The sequence below is a fragment of the Methanomassiliicoccales archaeon LGM-DZ1 genome (assembly GCA_030168595.1).
Classification (GTDB): Archaea; Thermoplasmatota; Thermoplasmata; order Methanomassiliicoccales; family Methanomethylophilaceae; genus Methanomethylophilus.
On record CP115556.1, the window covers coordinates 830,599 to 850,039 of the forward strand.

The 19,441-nt window shown below is 62.2% G+C and carries 20 protein-coding genes and 4 tRNA genes; 18 read left to right on the forward strand and 6 right to left on the reverse strand.

Features of this window, described 5'->3' with window-relative positions; translation table 11 throughout:
• Positions 1-36: 36 nt before the first annotated feature.
• Together O8W32_03960 and O8W32_03965 are read left to right on the forward strand one after the other, a co-directional pair.
• Positions 37-459, forward strand: coding sequence for a flavodoxin (locus tag O8W32_03960; GenBank protein ID WII09983.1), 423 nt, complete (start codon positions 37-39; stop codon positions 457-459).
• Positions 441-677: a hypothetical protein gene (locus tag O8W32_03965; protein WII09984.1), complete on the forward strand. Its 237-nt coding sequence runs from the start codon at positions 441-443 to the stop codon at positions 675-677. The genes O8W32_03960 and O8W32_03965 overlap by 19 nt, the downstream gene beginning before the upstream one ends.
• 68 nt (positions 678-745) lie before the next feature.
• Here O8W32_03965 and O8W32_03970 read toward each other — a convergent pair.
• Positions 746-831: transfer RNA gene (locus O8W32_03970), tRNA-Leu, on the reverse strand.
• 104 nt (positions 832-935) lie between these two features.
• Between O8W32_03970 and O8W32_03975 the strand changes: the two genes are divergently transcribed.
• From O8W32_03975 to O8W32_03985, 3 genes are read left to right on the forward strand one after another with little or no spacing between them, the layout of a single operon-like run.
• Complete coding sequence (locus tag O8W32_03975) at positions 936-1,598, forward strand: hypothetical protein (protein WII09985.1); 663 nt, start codon at positions 936-938, stop codon at positions 1,596-1,598.
• A 52-nt stretch (positions 1,599-1,650) separates the two neighbouring features.
• Entirely contained in the window at positions 1,651-2,559 is a 909-nt protein-coding gene (locus O8W32_03980) for an ACT domain protein (GenBank protein WII09986.1), read from the forward strand.
• A gap of 2 nt (positions 2,560-2,561) precedes the next feature.
• The gene (locus O8W32_03985; protein WII09987.1) at positions 2,562-3,257 is read left to right on the forward strand and encodes a hypothetical protein; all 696 of its coding nucleotides are present in this window, start codon (positions 2,562-2,564) and stop codon (positions 3,255-3,257) included.
• A 79-nt stretch (positions 3,258-3,336) separates the two neighbouring features.
• On the opposite strand, the gene O8W32_03990 is transcribed toward O8W32_03985, so the two are convergent.
• Positions 3,337-4,716: an aldehyde dehydrogenase family protein gene (locus tag O8W32_03990; protein WII09988.1), complete on the reverse strand. Its 1,380-nt coding sequence runs from the start codon at positions 4,714-4,716 to the stop codon at positions 3,337-3,339.
• A 90-nt stretch (positions 4,717-4,806) separates the two neighbouring features.
• Between O8W32_03990 and O8W32_03995 the strand changes: the two genes are divergently transcribed.
• The 5 genes from O8W32_03995 (at position 4,807) to O8W32_04015 (ending at position 7,860) form a co-directional block, all read left to right on the forward strand.
• Positions 4,807-4,882: transfer RNA gene (locus O8W32_03995), tRNA-Val, on the forward strand.
• Positions 4,883-5,071: 189 nt separating this feature from the next.
• Positions 5,072-5,887 (forward strand): hypothetical protein, encoded by an 816-nt coding sequence (locus tag O8W32_04000; GenBank protein WII09989.1) that lies wholly within the window; start codon positions 5,072-5,074, stop codon positions 5,885-5,887.
• A gap of 35 nt (positions 5,888-5,922) precedes the next feature.
• Positions 5,923-6,627 carry a DsbA family oxidoreductase gene (locus tag O8W32_04005; protein WII09990.1) on the forward strand — a complete coding sequence of 235 codons (705 nt, stop codon included), beginning with the start codon at positions 5,923-5,925 and terminating at the stop codon, positions 6,625-6,627.
• Positions 6,628-6,684: 57 nt separating this feature from the next.
• Positions 6,685-7,347: a leucine-rich repeat domain-containing protein gene (locus O8W32_04010; GenBank protein WII09991.1), complete on the forward strand. Its 663-nt coding sequence runs from the start codon at positions 6,685-6,687 to the stop codon at positions 7,345-7,347.
• Positions 7,348-7,428: 81 nt separating this feature from the next.
• Complete coding sequence (locus tag O8W32_04015; protein ID WII09992.1) at positions 7,429-7,860, forward strand: hypothetical protein; 432 nt, start codon at positions 7,429-7,431, stop codon at positions 7,858-7,860.
• A 126-nt stretch (positions 7,861-7,986) separates the two neighbouring features.
• Here the strand turns inward: O8W32_04015 and O8W32_04020 are convergent, their stop codons facing one another.
• Positions 7,987-9,015: a radical SAM protein gene (locus tag O8W32_04020; GenBank protein ID WII09993.1), complete on the reverse strand. Its 1,029-nt coding sequence runs from the start codon at positions 9,013-9,015 to the stop codon at positions 7,987-7,989.
• 59 nt (positions 9,016-9,074) lie between these two features.
• Positions 9,075-9,147 (reverse strand) — tRNA-Val (locus O8W32_04025).
• Positions 9,148-9,289: 142 nt separating this feature from the next.
• On the opposite strand from O8W32_04025, the gene O8W32_04030 reads away from it, so the two are divergent.
• Positions 9,290-9,362 (forward strand) — tRNA-Gly (locus tag O8W32_04030).
• A gap of 327 nt (positions 9,363-9,689) precedes the next feature.
• Here O8W32_04030 and O8W32_04035 read toward each other — a convergent pair.
• Positions 9,690-10,811: an IS110 family transposase gene (locus O8W32_04035; protein WII09994.1), complete on the reverse strand. Its 1,122-nt coding sequence runs from the start codon at positions 10,809-10,811 to the stop codon at positions 9,690-9,692.
• A 359-nt stretch (positions 10,812-11,170) separates the two neighbouring features.
• Between O8W32_04035 and rtcA the strand changes: the two genes are divergently transcribed.
• Genes rtcA through O8W32_04065 form a run of 6 tightly spaced genes read left to right on the forward strand, consistent with a single transcriptional unit; the run spans position 11,171 to position 16,552 of the window.
• Complete coding sequence (rtcA, locus tag O8W32_04040; protein ID WII09995.1) at positions 11,171-12,205, forward strand: RNA 3'-terminal phosphate cyclase; 1,035 nt, start codon at positions 11,171-11,173, stop codon at positions 12,203-12,205.
• Entirely contained in the window at positions 12,202-12,849 is a 648-nt protein-coding gene (locus O8W32_04045) for a 2,5-diamino-6-(ribosylamino)-4(3H)-pyrimidinone 5'-phosphate reductase (GenBank protein ID WII09996.1), read from the forward strand. The genes rtcA and O8W32_04045 overlap by 4 nt, the downstream gene beginning before the upstream one ends.
• Before the next feature lie 58 nt (positions 12,850-12,907).
• A complete protein-coding gene (locus O8W32_04050; GenBank protein ID WII09997.1) occupies positions 12,908-13,771 on the forward strand; it encodes a zinc ribbon domain-containing protein in 864 nt (287 codons plus the stop codon).
• Between the two features lie 58 nt (positions 13,772-13,829).
• Positions 13,830-14,834, forward strand: a complete 1,005-nt coding sequence (mtnA, locus tag O8W32_04055) for an S-methyl-5-thioribose-1-phosphate isomerase (protein ID WII09998.1) — start codon at positions 13,830-13,832, stop codon at positions 14,832-14,834.
• Positions 14,831-15,445, forward strand: a complete 615-nt coding sequence (locus O8W32_04060; GenBank protein ID WII09999.1) for a class II aldolase/adducin family protein — start codon at positions 14,831-14,833, stop codon at positions 15,443-15,445. The genes mtnA and O8W32_04060 overlap by 4 nt, the downstream gene beginning before the upstream one ends.
• Complete coding sequence (locus O8W32_04065; GenBank protein WII10000.1) at positions 15,446-16,552, forward strand: ribosomal biogenesis protein; 1,107 nt, start codon at positions 15,446-15,448, stop codon at positions 16,550-16,552.
• A 56-nt stretch (positions 16,553-16,608) separates the two neighbouring features.
• Here the strand turns inward: O8W32_04065 and O8W32_04070 are convergent, their stop codons facing one another.
• Entirely contained in the window at positions 16,609-17,949 is a 1,341-nt protein-coding gene (locus O8W32_04070) for an AAA family ATPase (GenBank protein ID WII10001.1), read from the reverse strand.
• Positions 17,950-18,232: 283 nt separating this feature from the next.
• Here O8W32_04070 and O8W32_04075 point away from each other — a divergent pair, with 283 nt between their 5' ends.
• Positions 18,233-19,435, forward strand: a complete 1,203-nt coding sequence (locus tag O8W32_04075) for a redox-regulated ATPase YchF (protein ID WII10002.1) — start codon at positions 18,233-18,235, stop codon at positions 19,433-19,435.
• The last annotated feature ends 6 nt before the right edge of the window (positions 19,436-19,441 follow it).

The following is a 19,441-nucleotide window of genomic DNA, read 5'->3' on the forward strand; positions in this document are numbered from 1 at the left end:
TTATTTTTATATATCAAACGTCACGTCACTTATCTCATGAAGAAGATCGTGATCGCGGCAGTGATCGCGGCCGCCGTGATCGTCGTGGCCGCCGCCGCGGCCTATGTGATACTGTCGGACGGTGAGGACAGCGACATCGAAACCTCTTCCGACGTCCAGATACCGGAAGGCGCGTCCACCGCCGTCGTCTACTTCACCTGGAGCAACCACGCGGGGACCATCGCCGCCAGCATCGGGAACATCACCGGGGATTCGCCGATCGGCCTCGTCCCGGAGACAGCTTACCCAGATACCTACGATGACATCGTGCAGAGGGCCGAGTCCGAGATAGGGCAGAGGCCTGCGATAGAGGCTTCGTCCCTCTCTTCCGCGCTCGATGCCATGCACAGCGCCGACTACATCTTCCTGGGATACCCCATATGGTACCAGAAGACCGCCCCATGGTCATCCTCACCCTGATCGATGAGTACAATGCGCTCTACGGGGACATGTCCGGCAAGACCATCATACCGTTCTGCACCTCGGCCAGCAGCTCCCCGGACACCAGCTACGAGTCCATCCGCAGTGAGAGCGGCGCGACCGTGGCGAACGGATTCTGGTGCACCAGCAGCCATGCCGACGGCGGGATCGATGATGATGTCGCATCCTGGCTCTCCGACATGGGGATCTCGGCCTGAGGCCGGCTGAAAAGAGGGGACACCCTCCGGGGCGGACCCTCGGCCTCATATTCTGGCACTTATCGGATTGGTGCGGGGTAAGGGATTCGAACCCCTGAACCGCTGGGGAAAGGATCTTAAGTCCTCCGCCTTTGGCCGACTCGGCTAACCCCGCCCGGATACCTGATTGGGTTCCCGCTATAAATCCATGGACCTCACGGCCGGACAGAAGACCCAGTCATGCACCTTTATTAATATCAGGCACGCAGATTCCCGCACATGCAGGGCATCCCTTCCGACGAGGACATAGCGGGATCCGTCCGCCGCGTGCTGGCATCTGTTCAGAGAGCAGAGAGCCAGCATGCCCTCGGGGAACTGGTGAGGAAGGACCTTTCCAAAAACGGGGAGGAGGTGCGCCTCACCGATGCCAGGGTGCGCCGCGTCGCCGCGGCGTCCGGGGCCGCCAGGATCGAGATCGAGTACCGCGGGTCGCAGAACAGGGAGCTTCCCGACATTTGCCCCGTGTGCGGGAACGCGATGTCCCCCGTCACCAACTCCACCCTGGACGGCGGGACGGCGGAGTTCAAGCGCGTCTGCACCGTCTGCCCGTTCTCTGTCGGCATGCACCCGCACTCGCCCGGCAGGTACGTGTTCGCACGCGCGCCTGAGCATGAGGTCTCCGATGACGCGCGCAGGGTCCGCCTGCTGAAGACGGCCGCCTCGCACCTCAGGAAGGCGAAGAAGCTGATCGGCGAAGCGCTCGAAGGCACGGATTTCCCGGACAGGAAGGCGTTCGCCTCCGATGCCATCGATGAGATCGTATCGTCGAAGGAGAGGGCCGGGAGCATCCCGAACCTCATCGCGGATGTTCGGGGGGACGGCGCCGGCCTCCCGCTGTGGGCCGAACCCCTGAGCACCCCGAAGTACCCTCCCCACAAATGAATTATAACGGCTGGACGATAGTTCGCGCGTTTGAGAGAGGAGTCTGACATCCTTGAAGAGTTGGGAGTTCACTAAGATCGAGGGCAACAGGATCAAGATCGACCGCTGGGTCTCGGACATCATGGGCCTGGTGGACGGAGGGTACATCTACAGCACCCTTTTCCAGTACCCCGAGGCCGGACCGAAGAAGTACGAGCTCCTCCTGTCCATGTACCCTCAGGAGAACCTCCGCAACCTGGCCCACATCACCATCTACACCGATGATGTGCCCGGAGCGACCGTCCAGGCGGCCAGGTTCCTCACCGACAGGAAGATACGCGTCCTGAACTCGGTATCCCTGAACGGGATCTCCGACACCACCATCGTCTGGGACATTCTGGCCGAGCTCAACTTCGCGGGAGAGGGCGACCTCCTCACCGAGGGGTACCAGAAGCTCAGAGAGGCAGGCGACGCGTCGGTGGACAAGATCAAGTTCATCAGCGTGAAACCGACCAGCATCGGGAGGATCTTCAGGGAGCGCAGCAGCACCGGAGGGCTCAAGACCGAGCTCAGGAAGGGCGCCCCCGTCACCTATGAGGCCGGGTTCTTCGACCTGGGCAAGGAGTACGGCGACATCCTGGGGGACCTCAGCGGCCGCAACGTCATGATCACCGTCGACCCGGGCATGTGGATCGTCTCCGTCGTCATCTTCAAGGACGACACCGACCTCGTCAAGATAGACATGGACGTCCCGGACTGCATGGGCTCCATCGATACCGCCCTCAAGATGCTGGCCGATGCCGGCGTCAACCTCATCTCGGTCTTCACCAAGGTGGTCATATCGTACCAGACCATGGACATCGAGGTCGTCGCAGACATCAAAGGGAGCAGCATGAAGGCCGACGAGCTGGAGAAGAAACTCCCGGAATACCTGTCCGAGCTCAACGGCGTCTACGAGCTGAAGAAGATCGAGCGCCTCTGAAGATGCCCGTCGGAAGATTCATCAGGACCACCCTCGCCGATTGGCAGGGGAAGGACTGCTGCCGCCTGGAGTTCAGGGGCTACGACGTCAGGTGCCCTTTCCTCGGGGGATCGGAGCTCTATGAAGCGGGTGGCCCGTCCGTGGACACGTCCGAGATCCTGGATTACATCGATTCCAGGAAGGGCAACCTGGAGGGCATCGTCCTCGGCGGGGGCGAACCGCTCGCCGACCCCGGCCTGTACAGGTTCCTGAAGGACCTCAGGAAGACCAAGGTCCCCATCCTACTGGAGACATGGGGTATGAGGCCCGGGGAGCTCGATGACCTGGCGGGGGCGATGATGTTCGACGAGGTCAGGCTCTTCATGCCCGCCGCGCCTACGTCCCCCAAGTTCTCGGACGCGACCTCCGGGACCGCCGATCCGTCCAAGCTGCAACGTTCCGCCGAGGTCCTGGAGAGGCTCGACGTCCCGCACGGCATATGGACCTGGGCGGTCCCCGGGATATCGGGCCCGGAGGGGATCGCGGCCATCGCCAGGATCGCCGGTCAGGGCACATCGCTGACCGTGTCGCAGTTCGAGCCGTCGAAGGCGGCCTCCCCGAAGTTCAGGGAGGTGCGCCCCTATACGCGCGCAGAGGCTTCGGCGCTGGTCGCCGAGGCCAAGAAATATGCCAGGCACGTGAAGCTGTCCGGGTTCTGACACAGTCAAAATAAGTTTTACCGCCTATGCCTGGGAACTGAGGCATAGGCGGATCGCTGTCTGTACGCCTGCTCCGCTTTCACGCCAGGAAGTTCTCGGCGCATGCCTTGGCGGCGGGCTTCAGCGAACGGCTGCTCTGGTTGACGAACACCGTCTGCCCCGGGCCTGCGGCCTTCTTGACCTTGGAGATCGTCTTGTCATCTGCGGAGATGACCCCGATCGAGAGCCCCGAATCCATCTCCGACAGCATGCCGACGGCATCGTCGATGCCGGAGGCCGGGATGATGCAGAGGGCGGGAATGGCCTGGTCCTCGTAGATTGCGTCGGACGAGGGATCTATGCCGGTGAAGATCATGGGTGTCCAGTACCTCCCGTTCTCGAGGTACTCTCCGGACACCTTCTTTCCTCCGAACAGGAGGTTCGCCTCGTTCTCGGCCTTGAAGTCCAGGTACCTCTTCTCCTGCTCGGGGGACAGCAGCGGGCCCATCTTGGTCCTCTTCTCGGCAGGGTCCCCGACGCAGTAGTCCTTGGCGATCTCCACCAGGGCGCGGACGAACTCGCTCTCCTCCTCGGCCAGGACGATGACCTTCGATGTCGAGTAGAGGCGCTGGCCTGCGTACGCGAACGCAGAATCGGCGACATCCTGCGCCGCCTTCCTGATGTTGGACGGGTGGGCGACGACTATGGTGTTGGTCCCCTTGACCTCGTTGATGAACTTTATCGACTCGTCGGCAGGCGCGAACATGAGCTCGTCTACGGCGCGGCCGCATCCCGAGGCGACGATCCCGTCGATCCCGTCTTCGGATATCAGGCGGGCGATGTGCGCATCGCTCTTGTCCGTGACGATGTTGAGCACCCCGGCGGGCAGTCCGGCCTGCTCGAAGAACCTGTACACTGTGTAGACGGGGAGGGGGCAGGACCCGCTGGGCGCGATGACCGCAGTGTTCCCTGCAGCGATGGCCGCCGCGGCGTAGCCGACGGCAGAGGCCAGCGGAGAGCTCGCGAGGGCAACGACCGCCCATACGCCTACGGGCTTCCCTTTGACGGAACCTGCGTCGGCGGCCGCCTTGTCCAGGACCTCGATGAGCCTGTCCGCCTCCTGCATGGCGTCCTCCCTGACCATCCCGGTGCTGAACATGACCTCGGCCGCCAGGCGGTACCTCGCGGTCCTGGCGAAAGAGGCCGCCTTGCCGATGACGGCGGCCCTCTCGGCCGGAGACGTCCCAGACCAGGATGAAAAAGCCTCGCGGGCCTTCGCGACGGCCAGAGCATCGGTGCCCTCCTCAGGCTCCTGGATGGTCCCGAAGATCACCGTGCTGTCGATGGGGCTGCACAGGGGCCTGTCCGTGCCGGAGGCTATCTTCAGCCCTCCGATGATCTGCGGGAAATCATGCTTCTCACGTCCGAGCACCATGTCGATGGCCGCTTCGAAGGTCTTGTCGTCATAATCTGCAGGCATAACATCCACGTATCCCCTGATATGAAGATAATCCTTTCACCGCCCAGCCTGCCTTATTCTTAAATACAGAGACCATATTGGCGACTCAACGGACTCATGGTCTAGGGGTTATGACGTCGCCTTCACACGGCGGAGGTCGCCGGTTCAAATCCGGCTGGGTCCACCATCGTTCTATTCGGCCGGTGCCTGCCGACCGCGTTATCCGCTCCGTTTCAATTGAATCCGTGCGGTTTCCGTGCATGCGCCTTTCTGATTATTGACAGTTCATCACATCACGGAATCAGTTGGATTATAGAGCCAACTATTATATGGATGACATGCAATCCATATTGGACTATAGTTCCAACGTGAGAAAATGAGCCTGAAATGCACCCGCTGCGGATACACATGGTCGCCCCGTCACGGGACGCCGATGAGATGCCCCTCATGCAAATCCACCAGATGGAACAAGCCGGAGATCAGGGACAAGTGCCTCCGCTGCGGGGCGGAATGGGTGCAGAGGAGCGACGACCCTCCCAAATACTGCCCCGCCTGCCATTCATCCATGTGGAACAAGGAGAGGAAGGTCTTCACCTGTTCCAAGTGCGGGCGCACGAGGATCCTCCGCTCCAACAGCCGCGGGGGCCTGTGCCCGATATGCGACAGGTATGCGCAGATGCATCCGAGGCCGATCTTCGGCCGCAGCGGCCCCGTCGCGGACGGGAGCGCGAGGTTCGGCATCGGCAGGTCCGTCCGCATATGGAGCAGCGGCGACGGGCTGATCATCAACTACATCGATAACGGGAGGAACTATGCCTATGCCTACCGCGACGGGAAGCTCATCGGCACGGTGAAACTTGACATCTGGTGCAGGAAAGAGATGGTCGACCTGAGCAGGCTGGCATCCGGACGGCCGGAGCCCCGCGAAGAGCATGCGCTCTCCCTGCTGGCGGAATCGCTGGAGGCCCGGAGCAGGAGCGATGCGGCCGTCCCTTGGACCGACGGGCCGGACGGCCTCCGGGAAAGGGTCCTCGCCCTGAGCGGCGAGGGCATGGAACCGCTGCCGATTGCGCTCAAGCTGGGCATCACGTTCTCCGAGGTCATGGACCTGCTGAACAGCCCCCCTGAGAAGCCCGAGCCCGGGGACGCCGGCGGGAACGGGACTGGGCCTGCGTACAACGCGAGGGTCTGAAAGATTATTATCGGCCGGGACCGATTCCCGGAACGATGCTTATCGAATATTGGTCGGACTACACGTGCCCGTTCTGCTGCATTGCCGAAGCACGCCTGAAGAAAGCGCTGTCCCAGATGAACCTCGGAGGCCGCGTGAAGCTCGTCTTCAAGGCGTTCGAGCTCTACCAGGAGGCCCCGCAGTGGGCCGAGAGGAACATCGTCGAGGCCATGCAGCACACCTACGGTATATCCGAGGCGGATGCCCGGGCCAAGGTGGACAGGATCGAGAGCATGGCCCGCGGGGAGGGGCTGGAGTTCAACTACGGGACCGCCCACACCTGCAACACCTTCGATGCCCTCAGGGTGGCGAAATACGCCCAGACCCAGTCGGAGGAGATGCTGGAAAGGTACTCGCATCTGATGTTCGAGGACTTCTTCGCCAAGAACCTGAGGATCTCCGACCACGAGGTGATCCTGGATGCGGCCGAGAAGGCCGGCATGAAGAGGTCTGATGTCAAGGGGATCCTGGACGGGGACAGGTTCGCCAAAGAAGTCCGCCGCGACGAGCAGGAAGGTTACATGCTGGGGGTCCGCGCCGTGCCGTTCTTCGCGGTCGCCAGGAAGTACAGCATCCCCGGATGCATCGAGACCGAGCAGTTCAAGCAGGTGATCGCCCGGGCCATCGCCGAGGAAGAGGCGGAATCCCTGGATCCTGACAAAATGAAGGGAATGTCCTGCGGGCCAGACGGGTGCCGTTGAGGCATTCCGGAAATAAGTAGAAAAAATGTAATGCGATACGCTGGCCCGGTGAGAACCATGATGAAGAACAAGTCGATCTGCGGAGGCAGGATGCTCTCCGCGATTGCGGCGATTGCCGTCGCCGCTGCCTTGCTTGTGCCTCTTTCCGCTGATTATTCAGAGAGTTCCAGCGAGACTGAAATACAAACGTGGGACGACTATGGAAGCTTCAAATATACTGTGAAGGGCAGTTCCACTTATGCATATGTCTCAGCAAGTGTCAACATTGGACTGTATTCGGAAATAACTATTCCTTCTGAGGTATACCACGGATCCACAAAATACACTGTAAATGCCGTCGATGACAATGGGTTCGAAGGCTGCACAAACATCACGAAGATAACATTTCCAACCACTCTGCAAACAATCGGGACTGAAGCATTCGGCGGATGCACATCCCTGACGGAGATCGAGATTCCTGCAACAGTCGAGAATATCGGGAATCGCGCGTTCTACGGGTGCACGTCTCTGAAGAGCCTCGCCATGCCGGCGTGCAGCATGGGATACACGATAATCGACGGATGCGAGAATCTTGAAAACCTCACCTTGCTGTATTCTTCTCTGCAGTCAAGCGCGGACATCAGTGCCATTGCATTCTACAGTTCATGCAGCATGAATATCGCAGTGGAGAACTACGCGTATCCAAAACTTGCAGGATACAACGACGGAAGCAAAGAATGATATGGCCTCACAACTGCGACTGTCGATGAGAGCGAGAGCCCTCATGCATCCCATGTTTCAGGATTCACCGACATCAGCACGATGAACGATGTGACTCTCACCGTCGATGCAGACAGCGATCTGATCTATGATTATTCTGCTGCCGGCGGACATAAGATAACCTCTATCAAGACGCTCTCTGAATCTACAGATGGTTGGATAACATATGATGGGACTGCGATCATAATCGACCCAAGCAAGGTCACTGATAAATCATCTGCAACTATTACAGTTTCCAATGATGATGACCTTCTGGATACAACTTCTCAGGGCAATGTGTTCGGCCTGTTCGCGAAAACAACCGGATCTGATTCTGGAAGTTCCGATTCCGGAGACAGCGGAGACTCTGGCTCTTCCGATTCGGGAAGTTCCGATGACAATGGAGACAACACCGGCCTGATCATCGGCGGCGCTGCGGCGGCCGTTATCGTGATCGCTGCCATAGGCCTGCTGTACTTCAGGATGCACCGCTGAACGGCCGAACCCTCTGAAAACTTCTTACCGCTTCCTCCCGGGATCGGGGAAGCGGACTTCTTTCCCATCGATCGCATGGATGATGCCGCGCCTGCTGTTCCGAGAACGTCTCGGACTTCGATCCGATCATTGGGCCGGGGAGATGAGCGCGCTGAGGCTGCGGACCGACCCGTCCGCCGCCCTGACCATGCCGTAGCCCGATTCCAGGAGCCTCTTCCTTGCGCCCTGCAGGCTCTTCGACGGGTCCGCCTTCTCGATATAGTCCGCCGTCCCCTTCGGGCTCCCGGCAAACTCCGCGAAGACCTTCCCGAACCCACCGTAGAAGCCCCCGTAATAGCCGATCGGCCCGTACTCCCGATCGGCGAACGTCGAGAGCAGGAGGGCTGACGATATCTGGTCGGCGCGGCGGGCGGACACCGCTCCGATGCCCTGTTTGGAGAACCTCGTTCCCCCGACAGGCACCATCGCCGACGAGGAACCGTGGCGGAACCCGTACTGCATCCCGCCGAGGTAGTTGGAGGCGATCTCCCGGTCGGAGACGCCGGCGTAGACGGGCTCCGTCCCCGTATAGACCTCGATCCCCGCCCCGATGAAGCCACTGACGGTCTCCAGGCGGTCGCGGGGCTCCAGCCAGGTGATTGCTCCTTCCCCCAGGCGGAGGGCATGGTAGGCGCGGGAGGCCCCGGCCCTGCGCAGCTCCGCGCATTCCTCCGGGGCCCTGTCTCCGGTGTTCACCGCGATGACGACATCGGAGGGAGCGGCCGCCCTGGCCGTACGGACCGCATCGAGCAGGACATCGATCTCCGTATCGTTGATTGTCATTAGCGATATGCAGGAGACATCCCCGGCCGCGGTCGTTTCCCGTACATAGCGCCGGAGGACGTCCTCGGGCATGACGTAGTCGTCCGCGTCGGTGGTGCTGAAGGCGAACGCACAGAACGCGCAGTCTGCATGGCACGGTCCGGTGGCGATGCCTATCTGCGCCCCGATCTCCCCTATGCCCTCTTGGGCCGAAAGTGCCAGCGAGTGCGCGTGGGATATGATCGCCGACGCCTCGGGGGAATCCTCGGGGCATCCGAGGAGGCGGACCAGCTCATCCTCCGCCAGTTCCCTCTGTTCCGCGGCCGACAGCAGCATCCCGATCTCCGGGTCCATGGAGGCCCCGACTCCGTTCAGGAAGATAACCGATGCGATGCGCAGAAGAATAGACTGAGTGGACCTGGCCGGGATCGAACCGGCGAGCTCCGCCTTGTAAGGGCGGCGTCATAACCGCTAGACCACAGGTCCGCAGACAGTCCCGGAAAAGGCTGCGTTACAGTCTCAGCAGGGCCGAAAGCTGGCTTCTGATTGGCGAGGAAATATAAAATCCCTGGCGGGCACGTTTCGAACCTTAGACTAAAATAGATGAAGGTGCATGTGGAAACCCCGAGCGGGTGTAGTCCAGTTGGTTAAGACGGCGGCTTCCCAAGCCACTAACTCGGGTTCGAATCCCGGCACCCGCACTCATGCTGTTATTCCATTATTCCATTCAGGCAGCGCCCGCCAACCACATTATCAGCCCCGTTTTGGTTAAACTTTGCGTAGCTTCCGCTGTGCGACCGCCTTCTGCAGGTGCTGTGCCTCAGCTCTCGTGCGGGCGGGATCTCCGCCGGGCCGCCATCTTATTCACGCCCATCCGCCCCTCCGGGACGGAGGACCTCACCGCGTATCCGGCTGTCCCTCGGCTTTGCGCCATCTTTTGCTTCGGCCTGCCGCTGATGCGGCGGCCAAATGGTGCTCGGCGATTAAGGCCCCGGGATGCCCGCGCTCGGCGCCCGCATATCAGGGGTTCAGTCCGCCGCCGGATCCCCCTCCGCTTCCTCCGCCATCTCGGCGGAGCGTTCCAGGAGCTCCCTGTCGGTGCTGAAGGGCCTGCGGTTCCTCAGCACCGACCAGACCACGGTCACCAGCTTGCGCGCGGCCGCCACCTGCGCCTCCCGGTGGGAGACCCCCCTCGCCCTCAGCCTGCTGTAGAGGGCCGAGACCACCGAGTCCTCGGCGGTGCGGACGTGGACGATCGCCGACTGGCACAGCAGCCTGCGCATCTCCCTGTCGCCGCGGTGCGTGGTCGCGCACCTGTGCGAGGCCTCCGCCGATTCGCGCACCCTCGGCACCAGGCCGAAGTACGCCGCCAGCTGGGCCGACGACCCGAAGCGCTTCACGTCGATGATCATAGAGACCGCGTACGCGGCCGAGACCGCGCCGAACCCCGGGATGCTCATCACCAGATCGAAGTCGGTGATGTGCCCGAACGTCGCCCGGATCAGCCTGGCCTCCTCGTCGGTGCGGGCCTTTATCGACCTCGCCTCCGACACGAGGAGCCTCAGGCAGGTGTCCCTCGAGTCCCACATCTCCTTCATCGCCTTCTTCGAGAAGATGTCGGAGTAATCCTTGCTCAGCCTGATCCCGTGGAGGAGCATGTGCATCCTGGCCCGGCGCTTGAGGTCCGCCAGGTGCCTCTTCTCCGCGAGGACCGCGCGGCATATCTCGCGCCGTTCCATCCAGACCGGGGACGGCATCTTGCAGACGGCGAACTCGCGCTCGCCGTTCAGCCTCCGCCGCATGTACCCCGCGAGCTCGGCCGCATCGTTGGCGTCGGTCTTCTTCACGGACTTGGTGATCCGGTAGAGGTCCTGGGCCTGCGCCACGACCGTGTCGATCCCGAGGTTGGTCAGGACCCAGTAGGTCTCGTGCGTCTTCGTGGAGTTCTCGATGAGGACATGCGCCTCATGCCCGCGGAGCGCCTCCGCGATCCGCGCTATGTCCTCGGGCTCCGACGGCTGCGTGCCGTGGTCCCTGTTGAAGCGCCTCAGGAACTCCTCCTCGTCTTCGCTCGGCTTCCCCGGGCCCGCATGGACCGCGCAGCATACCGCGGTCTTCTTGTGCAGGTCCATCCCGATCGCTATCCTCAAGCTTTCCTTGCCTCCCTGCCGCAACCTTCCCCGGAGGCCTGCCGAGGCGCCAATCTTTATCTCAGGTCGGCGATATTCCTCTCGGCCTGCGGTTTTTTGTTGCAACTATGAATCAGCAGGTCGCTTTTTGAATGGGGCGGTCTTTTCGTTCGGCTGTCCATTCTGCTGCGGTTGCATGCGCATCGCCGCGACCCCTGCCCGATCCTTCGGTACACATATTGTCCCAGACCTCCGGTTCCTGCACAGATGTCCTGTTCCGTCGCAGTATGAGCCTCCCGATCATGGCGATAGCAGGGGCGGTCCAGCCGTCCGTCCAGGGCTCGCTAATCTAAAATAACGGCATCTCCTAGGCAGTGAACATGGTTTTGGAGATCGACAGTTCCAGGGGCGAGGGCGGAGGGCAGATGGTCCGCACGTCCGTGGCGCTGGCGACGCTCACCGGGAAGACCACCCGCCTCACCCGGATCAGGGAGAACCGCCCCACCAACGGGCTCTCGAAGCAGCACATCACCGCCGTCGACGCGGTGGCCAGGATGACCGGCTCGACGGTCACCGGCAACACCCTCGGATCGTCCGAGCTTCTAATCGAGCCTGGCCATGAGCAGAACACAAACCTGGTGCTCGACATCGGCTCCGCCGGGGCCGTCAGCCTGGTCATGCAGGCCACCATGCTGGCCGCCAGGAACTACACGGTGCCGTTCAGGATCGACATAACCGGAGGGACGAACGTCATGTGGGCCCCTCCCATCGACTCCTATTCGATGGTCCTCTTCCCCCTTATGAAGAAGATGGGCATCGATGCGAAGGTGGACATCCTGGAGAGAGGGTTCTATCCCATCGGCGGGGGCCGCGTGGTCCTCGAGGTGCAGCCCATATGGAAGATCAAGCCCCTGGTCCTGGACAAACTGGGCAGGCTCGAGAGAGTGCGCGGGCTATGCTTCATGCAGCACCTCTCCGACCGCGTGGGCCAGGAGATGATGGAGTCCTGCCGGCGCGCTTTCGAAGGGAAATACGACATCGAGATTGATTACCAGCGCTCCGAGGGGATGTCCAGGGGCGCCGGCATGGTGCTGACGGCCGAATACGAGAACGGGATCCTGTCGTCGAACGTCCTCTCGTCCAAGGGCCACAGCGCCCAGCAGTCCGGCCTGGACGCGGCCTCGGACCTCCTGCAGGAGATGTCCTCCGGGTCCACGGTGGACATCCATACCGCCGACCAGCTCCTCCCCTACCTGGCCATGGCCGAGGGGAGGTCGGAGTTCATAGTGTCCAGGATCAGCAAGCACCTGCTGTCCCAGATGGACACTCTGGAGTCCTTCCTGGACGTCAGGTTCGGTGTCGAGCGCAAGGATGACGGGTACCACTTCACCGTCACTCCGGGGGAGCACGCATGAAGCTCCTCAAGCCTTTCGTGCAGGTCAACTGCGCCATGTCCGCGGACGGGAAACTGGCCGGGACGGACCGGAAGCAGGTGAGGATCTCCTCCGAGGAGGACCTGGCACGCGTGAAGGCCATGCGCAGGAGGGCGGACGCCATCCTGGTCGGGGTGGGGACCGTCCTCGCGGACGACCCGAAGCTGACCGTGAAGGGCGCATCCTATGACGAGAACCCCGTCAGGGTCGTCCTGGACGCGCACGGCCGCACCCCGGACAGTGCCAGGGTGCTGAACGGCGATGCCCCCACGGTGATCGCCGTGGACTCAGACTGCACCAGGAACTGGGGCGGGCGCGCTACGGTCATGAAGTGCGGCAGCGACGGGAGGATCGACCTGCGGGGCATGCTGCACCTGCTCGCCGAGCACTTCGGTGTCGAGAGCGTCATGGTCGAAGGCGGCGGGGAGGTCATCGCCTCGTTCTTCCGCGAGAAGCTGGTGGACCGCTACACCGTGTTCGTCGGCGGGCTGATCATCGGCGGCAGGGACTCCCCCACCCCTGCGGACGGGGACGGCTGGGTCGCTCCGGGCGGCATCGGGCTCGAGATCCAGTCGGCCGAGGTCCTCGGGAACGGGGCCCTGCTGACGTTCATTCCCAGGTACTGACCTGCGGGCCGGTGCGGGATGCGCCGGATTATTAAATCCCCGGCGCTTATGCGGGGATATGGTCAAATGCCCTGCCTGCGGCGCCGAAGTAACAGACCCATCGCTCGGTTTCTGCACCGCCTGCGGCGCCTATCTCAGCGCACAGGGGAAAGCGCCCGCCCCTGAGCCGGCGGTCCCGTCGGACCCGGTCGAGGAGGGCGCATGGATGGCCTCGGCGGGCCGGATAGCCGAAGCGACGGCGGCCTGGAAGAAGAGGCTGTACGCCGAGCCGCGCGTCAGCGACGCCGTCTACGAGCGCATGCTGTCCTCCCTGACCGAGGGCATGCTCAACTACCCGGTCTCCGCCCAGAGCTTCCATGCGGCGGGCTTCGCCGACATCGATATGATGATCCGCGACCGCGAGCTCATACCGGACCTCATGAAGAGGCTGTCCTCCAGCCTCGGCGTCTGCAAGATCCAGAACGGAGTGCTGGGGCTTGCCCACCCGTACATGTTCCTGCTGATCGAGGCGTTCTCCGCCTACACCGATATCCGCGAGCTGCGGGACCTCTGCTCCGAGGCGGCGGTGGCGCTCGGGAACATGATCGAAACCGCCCAGGGCCTCCCCAACGCGATGCCCGGGAAGAAGCCCGAGCCCCTCCGCTGCCTGAACGCGTACCTGTCGTTCACGGAATCGCTGAGGAACGAGGCCGCGAAGGTATCCTCATCGCTCCCCTCGGAGCGCCTGGACGCGCTGGCAGATGAATGGTCCGGCCCGGCGGCCCCTCCCTACATCATCCACGTCCGCGCGGCGTTCCTCCTGACCCTCCGTTCCCTGACGGCCGGACGCTTCGGGACCTCGCACCTGCTGAAGAGGCGCGACGGCCTGCTCCGGACGTTCGGGGAGGAATACTCGGAAGGGACGAAGAAGAAAAGCGCGTGACCGTCCGCGATCGGACGCCCGCAATCTTATTACCCCTGTCAGCCAATCGTTCCGCGTTATGAAAGCGAGAACAGATGACGGCAGGACGGCCGATATCCGGGCCGTCTGGTTCGAGAACGGGAAGGTCAGGATGATCGACCAGAGGCAGCTCCCGCTGAAGCTGGCATTCGCGGATTTCTCCGACTACCGCGGAGTAGCGGAGGCCATCAGGAACATGACGACCAGGGGGGCGCCCTGCATCGGCGCCTCGGCGGCCTATGCAATGTGCCTCGCGAAGCTCCAGGGAGCGGACATGGAGAAGGCGGCCGCGGACATCAAGGCCGCCCGGCCCACCGCCTACGACCTGTTCTACGCCGTCGATTGGATGGCGGAGCGCCTGAAGGAGGGCGAGGACCCGGTCGAGGCCTCCGATGCCTATGCGGACGCCATCGTCGGCAAATGCCGCGCCATCGGGAAGAACGGCGGGAAGCTCATCAAAGACGGCATGAAGCTGATGACCCACTGCAACGCAGGGGCCCTGGCCACCGTCGACTACGGCACCGCGCTCGCGCCCATGAGGGACGCCCACGCCCGCGGGACCGACTTCTTCGTCTACGTATCCGAGACCCGCCCCCGCCTGCAGGGCATGCAGCTCACCGCCTGGGAGCTCGGGCAGGAGGGCATAGACCATGCCATCATACCCGACGGGGCATCCGCCTATTACATGAGCCAGGGAGTGGACATGATAATCGTCGGGGCCGACCGCATCGCGGCGAACGGCGACTTCGCCAACAAGATCGGGACCTTCGACAAGGCCATCGCCGCCAAGCACTTCGGCATACCGTTCTACGTGGCCGCCCCGGTATCCACCTTCGATTTCAGCACCGAGTCCGGGAAGGGCATCGTCATCGAGCAGAGGTCCGAGAAGGAGGTGACCCAGATCGCCGGCGTGCAGATAGCCCCGCCCGGGTCCAGGGCCCTCAACCCCGCCTTCGACGTCACCCCTGCGGAACTGGTGACGGGCGGATTCATCACCGAGAAGGGCATCTTCTCCCCGTCGGAGATCTCGGAGATGAAAGGATGATGCCGGAATCATATGCCAGGAAGAGGCTGACCGAGTGCTGCCACCTGCTCTACGACCGCGGCCTGACCGTGTCGGCCGGCGGCAACATGAGCGTCCGCCTGAACGATGATGAAGTGCTCATCACCCCCTCCGGCGTCAACAAGGGGCTGATCTCCGAGGACGACCTCATCGTCATAGACATGGACGGAAACACCGTCCGCGGGGAAGGGAAGCCGTCCATCGAGAGGTTCTTCCACGTCGGCATCTACAAGGCCAACCCCGAGACGAACGCCGTCCTCCACTGCCATCCGCTCTATGTGCTGGCACTTGCCGTGAGGAACGAGGAGATCAGGACCTGCATGACCCCCGAGGGCGTCCTCCTGCTGGGACATGTCCCCATGGTCCGCTACGAGACCCCGGGATCGAAGGAGCTGGTCGACGCGGTCATGGAATACGCCGGGGAGCCGGCCATGACCATGTCCAAGCACGGGGCCATCACCCAGGGCAGGACGCTGGAGGAGGCCTTCAACCGCATGGAGGAGCTGGAGTTCCAGGCCCACCTGCAGCTGCTCTCCGGCGACGCCCCCGAGCTGCCCAAGGAAGAGGTGGCGAAACTGCTGGAGATGAGATGAATGGCGGTCCTGGTGACGAAGTGGTTCGGGGTCTTCCTGGCCGATGAGAAATCGAACAGGGTCATCGCCTACAGGCTCATGCCCAAGGACGCGGAGGCCTGCGCCGAGAAGCTCGCCGAGGTGCAGAGGGGAGGCATCCTCCCCGAAGAGAGGGAACTGGCCCAGGGGAGGCAGAGGCTCTCCGTGGGCGACCGCCGGCAGGCCGAGCTCGGGAGGCCGATGCTCTACGACTCATCGTACATCGTGCCCGAGGACTACGGTTTCGGCGGGGACTTCATGCACGAGGTCATGCTCGACCTCGGACGCCTGAGGACCTCCGAGCCAATGGCCCGGGACAAGAACCTCGTGCAGGCCATCCGCTCGCTGGACGACCTCATCGAGGTCTCCAACCTCATGAGCGAGCGGCTCCACGAATGGTACGGGATGCACTTCCCGGAGCTCGCGGACATCGCCAAGGACGACCGCTACGCCGAGCTCATCTCCCGCTTCGGCGACCGCGAAGGGGTCGTGGAGGAGCTGGGGCTGGACATCGAGTCCATGGGCGCGGACTTCGAGCCCGACGACATGAGGGCCGTCCAGGGCCTGGCCTCCGGGCTGGCGGAGATCTACCGCGAGCGGAAGGAGACCGAGGACTACATCAACGCGGTGGTGGCCGACGTCTGCCCCAACATGTGCGCGGTCATCGGCGGGCCGCTCTCGGCCCGGCTCATATCGCTGGCCGGCGGGCTGGAGAGGCTCGCCTCCCTGCCCTCGTCCACCGTGCAGCTCCTGGGCGCGGAGAAGGCCATGTTCAGGCACCTCCGCTCCGGGAAGCTCCCGCCGAAGCACGGCGTGATCTTCCAGTACCCGGACCTGAGGAAGGCGCCGTATTGGCAGAGGGGCAACATAGCCAGGGCCCTCGCGGGCAAGGTGCTCATCGCCGCCAAGATCGATGAATACGGCGGGGAGTTCGCCGGCGACCGGCTGAACAGCGAGCTGAAGAAGAGGATCGCCGAGATCAAGAAGAAATACCCAGACCCGCCCAAGAAGAAGCCCAGGCAGGACGGCGGCCGCCCGAACCATAAAGGGAAGGGGCACTCCAAGGGCAAGGGAAAGAGGAGGCCGTGAGGCCCTCTTCCCCCTCAAACCCTCTTTCTGAAAAACCGCCTTCTGATGCGCCGGCATCACAGGCACATCGTCATGTAGATGGGGATGTAAACGACGTTCCCATCAACCCTGAGGTCCTTCGTATGGATGACGTAGGCCTCTTTCACCCACTTCCGGTACTTCTCCATGAACCTGTCGAGAGAGACATGCTTTCCCGACACCGAGGACTTCACCTCTATGGGGATAAGCCTCCCGGCATAGGCTAGGATGAAATCGATCTCCTGAACGCGCGATGTGCCTTCGGCATAGAAACGCCCGTAGACCAGATCGTGTCCCGATGCCTTCAGTTCCTGCGCCGCCTGGTTCTCGAAGAACATCCCCTCGTTGATCGACAGCTTCCCTTTCAGCATGGCCGAGCAGATCTCATCCGCATCTCCGATGTTCGCTCTGAAAGCAGCGGTGAACAGCAGCCCGGTGTCTGCCATGTACAGCTTGAAAACGTCCTCGTCGAGGTTCAGTCCGAGGGCGGGGCTTGGATCGGTACTGCGATAGCAGATATTGACCGTCTTGGACCCGGCCAGCCAAGCGATGCTGGTGCGGAAATCCCTGATGCGGCTCCCCCGACGGACCGCTGAGGGCATGAAGCGCTTCTCATGCTTCGAAAGCATGGAAGGAACGTTTTGAAGGGTCATGGAAGCCAGCAGAGAACCGGATTCCTCTGTTTTCGCCGCATCCTTCACGTAGAGATCGAGGATCCCCCTCTTCACCTTCTCGACGCGGCTGAAGCTGTTGTATTCCAGCAGCGCATCGACTGCCTGCGGCATGCCCCCGACCAGCATGTACTCAGCATATTCGCCCATGATCTTCCTGTGGGCCGCCTGACCGAGGGGCTGCTTCTTCCTGAAGCATTCGCGGATGAGCCCGGCAGTGACGGTATCGCCTTTGGCCCACAGATATTCCTCGAAATCCATCGGGAACATCTCAACGGCCATCTCCTCCGAAGGTATCAGAATCTGTCTCACGTTCCTTTTGACCGATATCAGGGACCCGGTCTCGATGTAATCGTAGCGTCCGTCGGCCACCAGATGCTTGATCGCCTGCCTGGCCTGCGGGCAGAACTGCACCTCGTCCATGATTATCAGGCTGTCCCTGACGTACAGCTCAGTGCCGTAGGCCGACTGGAGACGGAGGAACAGACCGTCCAGATCGTTCATGCAGTCTCTGAACAGCTTCATGGATTCCCTGTCCTTCGAGAAATCGATCAGGATGTACGACCTGTAGTTGGCGGCGGCGAATTCCCTGACAGCAGTGGTTTTCCCGACCCTTCTCGCGCCTTCGATCAGCAGCGCATAATCGCGGCTGAAGTCCCGCTTCCATTCGGCAAGCCTTTCCCAGATCTTCCGCTTGAACACCCTCATTTTATCTCCGCCGCCTGAATCCCAAAAACAATGTGCATCCAGATATTTTTACCTATACAATTTTTGCACTTCCCGAAACGAGGTTTACGCACGTTTTTGCAGTTTCCAAAACATGGTTTTCCCACGTTTTTGCGCTTCCCGAAACGGGGTTTACGCACGTTTTTGCGCTTCGCGTCCCGAATGAATCTAAGGATCCGTGACCAGCGGCCTCCGTCCGCCAGGCCGTATGCGGGCGGTTCCGTGCTCCCCTCCGAAGCCAACCTATAAACAACGCGTCCGCTTAATGCCCGGCGATTACATGCAAATAGGCATCGTCGGAAAACCGAACGTGGGGAAATCGACGATGTTCGGCGCCGCCACCATGGCCCCCGTCGAAATCGCCAACTATCCTTTCACAACCATCGAGCCCAACAAGGGCGTCGGATACGTGAGGTATCCCTGCCCCTGCAAGGAGCTCGGCATCACCTGCAACCCCCACAACTCTCTCTGCATCAACGGCACCAGGATGATCCCCGTCGACCTCCTGGACGTCGCCGGGCTGGTCCCGGACGCCTGGCAGGGAAAGGGCCTGGGCAACAAGTTCCTGGACGACCTCCGCCAGGCCGACGCGCTCATCAACGTGGTGGACGCCTCCGGCTCCACCAACATCGAGGGCATCCCCGGAAAGCCCGGGGAGTTCGACCCCACCGAGGACGTCACTTTCCTGAGGCATGAGATCGACTGCTGGATGAGGGAGATCATCAAGGACGGCCTGGGCAAGATCGCCAGGCAGGCCAAGATGAACGGCAGCAAGCCGGAGGAGGTCCTGGCGGACCGCCTCGCCGGGCTCAAGGTCACCGAGGGGCAGATCAAGGCCGCCCTCGAGAAGGCCCCCCTTCCGTCCGACCCCACCCTCTGGGACGATGAATCCCTCCTGAAGGTCTGCTCCGAGATCAGGAAGGCGTCCAAGCCCATGATCATCGCGATGAACAAGGCGGACATCGCGCCGAAGGAGAACCTGGACAAGCTCTCGGGCCTCGGAGAAGAGTCCGTCCCGACCATGGCCGAGACCGAGCTGGCGCTCAAGAAGGCCGAGAAGGCCGGCATCATCGAGTACACCCCCGGAGACCCGACGTTCAGGATCAAGGAGGGCGCGAAGCTGAACGATGCCCAGCGCAAGGCCCTCGAGTACATGAAGGAGAACATGGAGAAGTACGGCGGCACCGGCATCCAGAAATGCCTGGAGGACGCCGTCTACAAGACCCTCGACTACATACCCGTCTTCCCCGTGCAGGACGAGAGCAAGCTGTGCGACCAGTTCGGCCGCGTGCTCCCCGACTGCCATCTCGTCCCCCGCGGGTCCACCGCCAAGGACCTCGCGTACAGGATCCACACCGACCTGGGCGACAAGTTCATCCGCGCGGTGAACTGCCGCACCCACCGCACGGTCGGCGCCGACTACGTGCTGGAGCCCGGGGACATCATCCGCATAGTGGCCAACAAGTGAGAACCG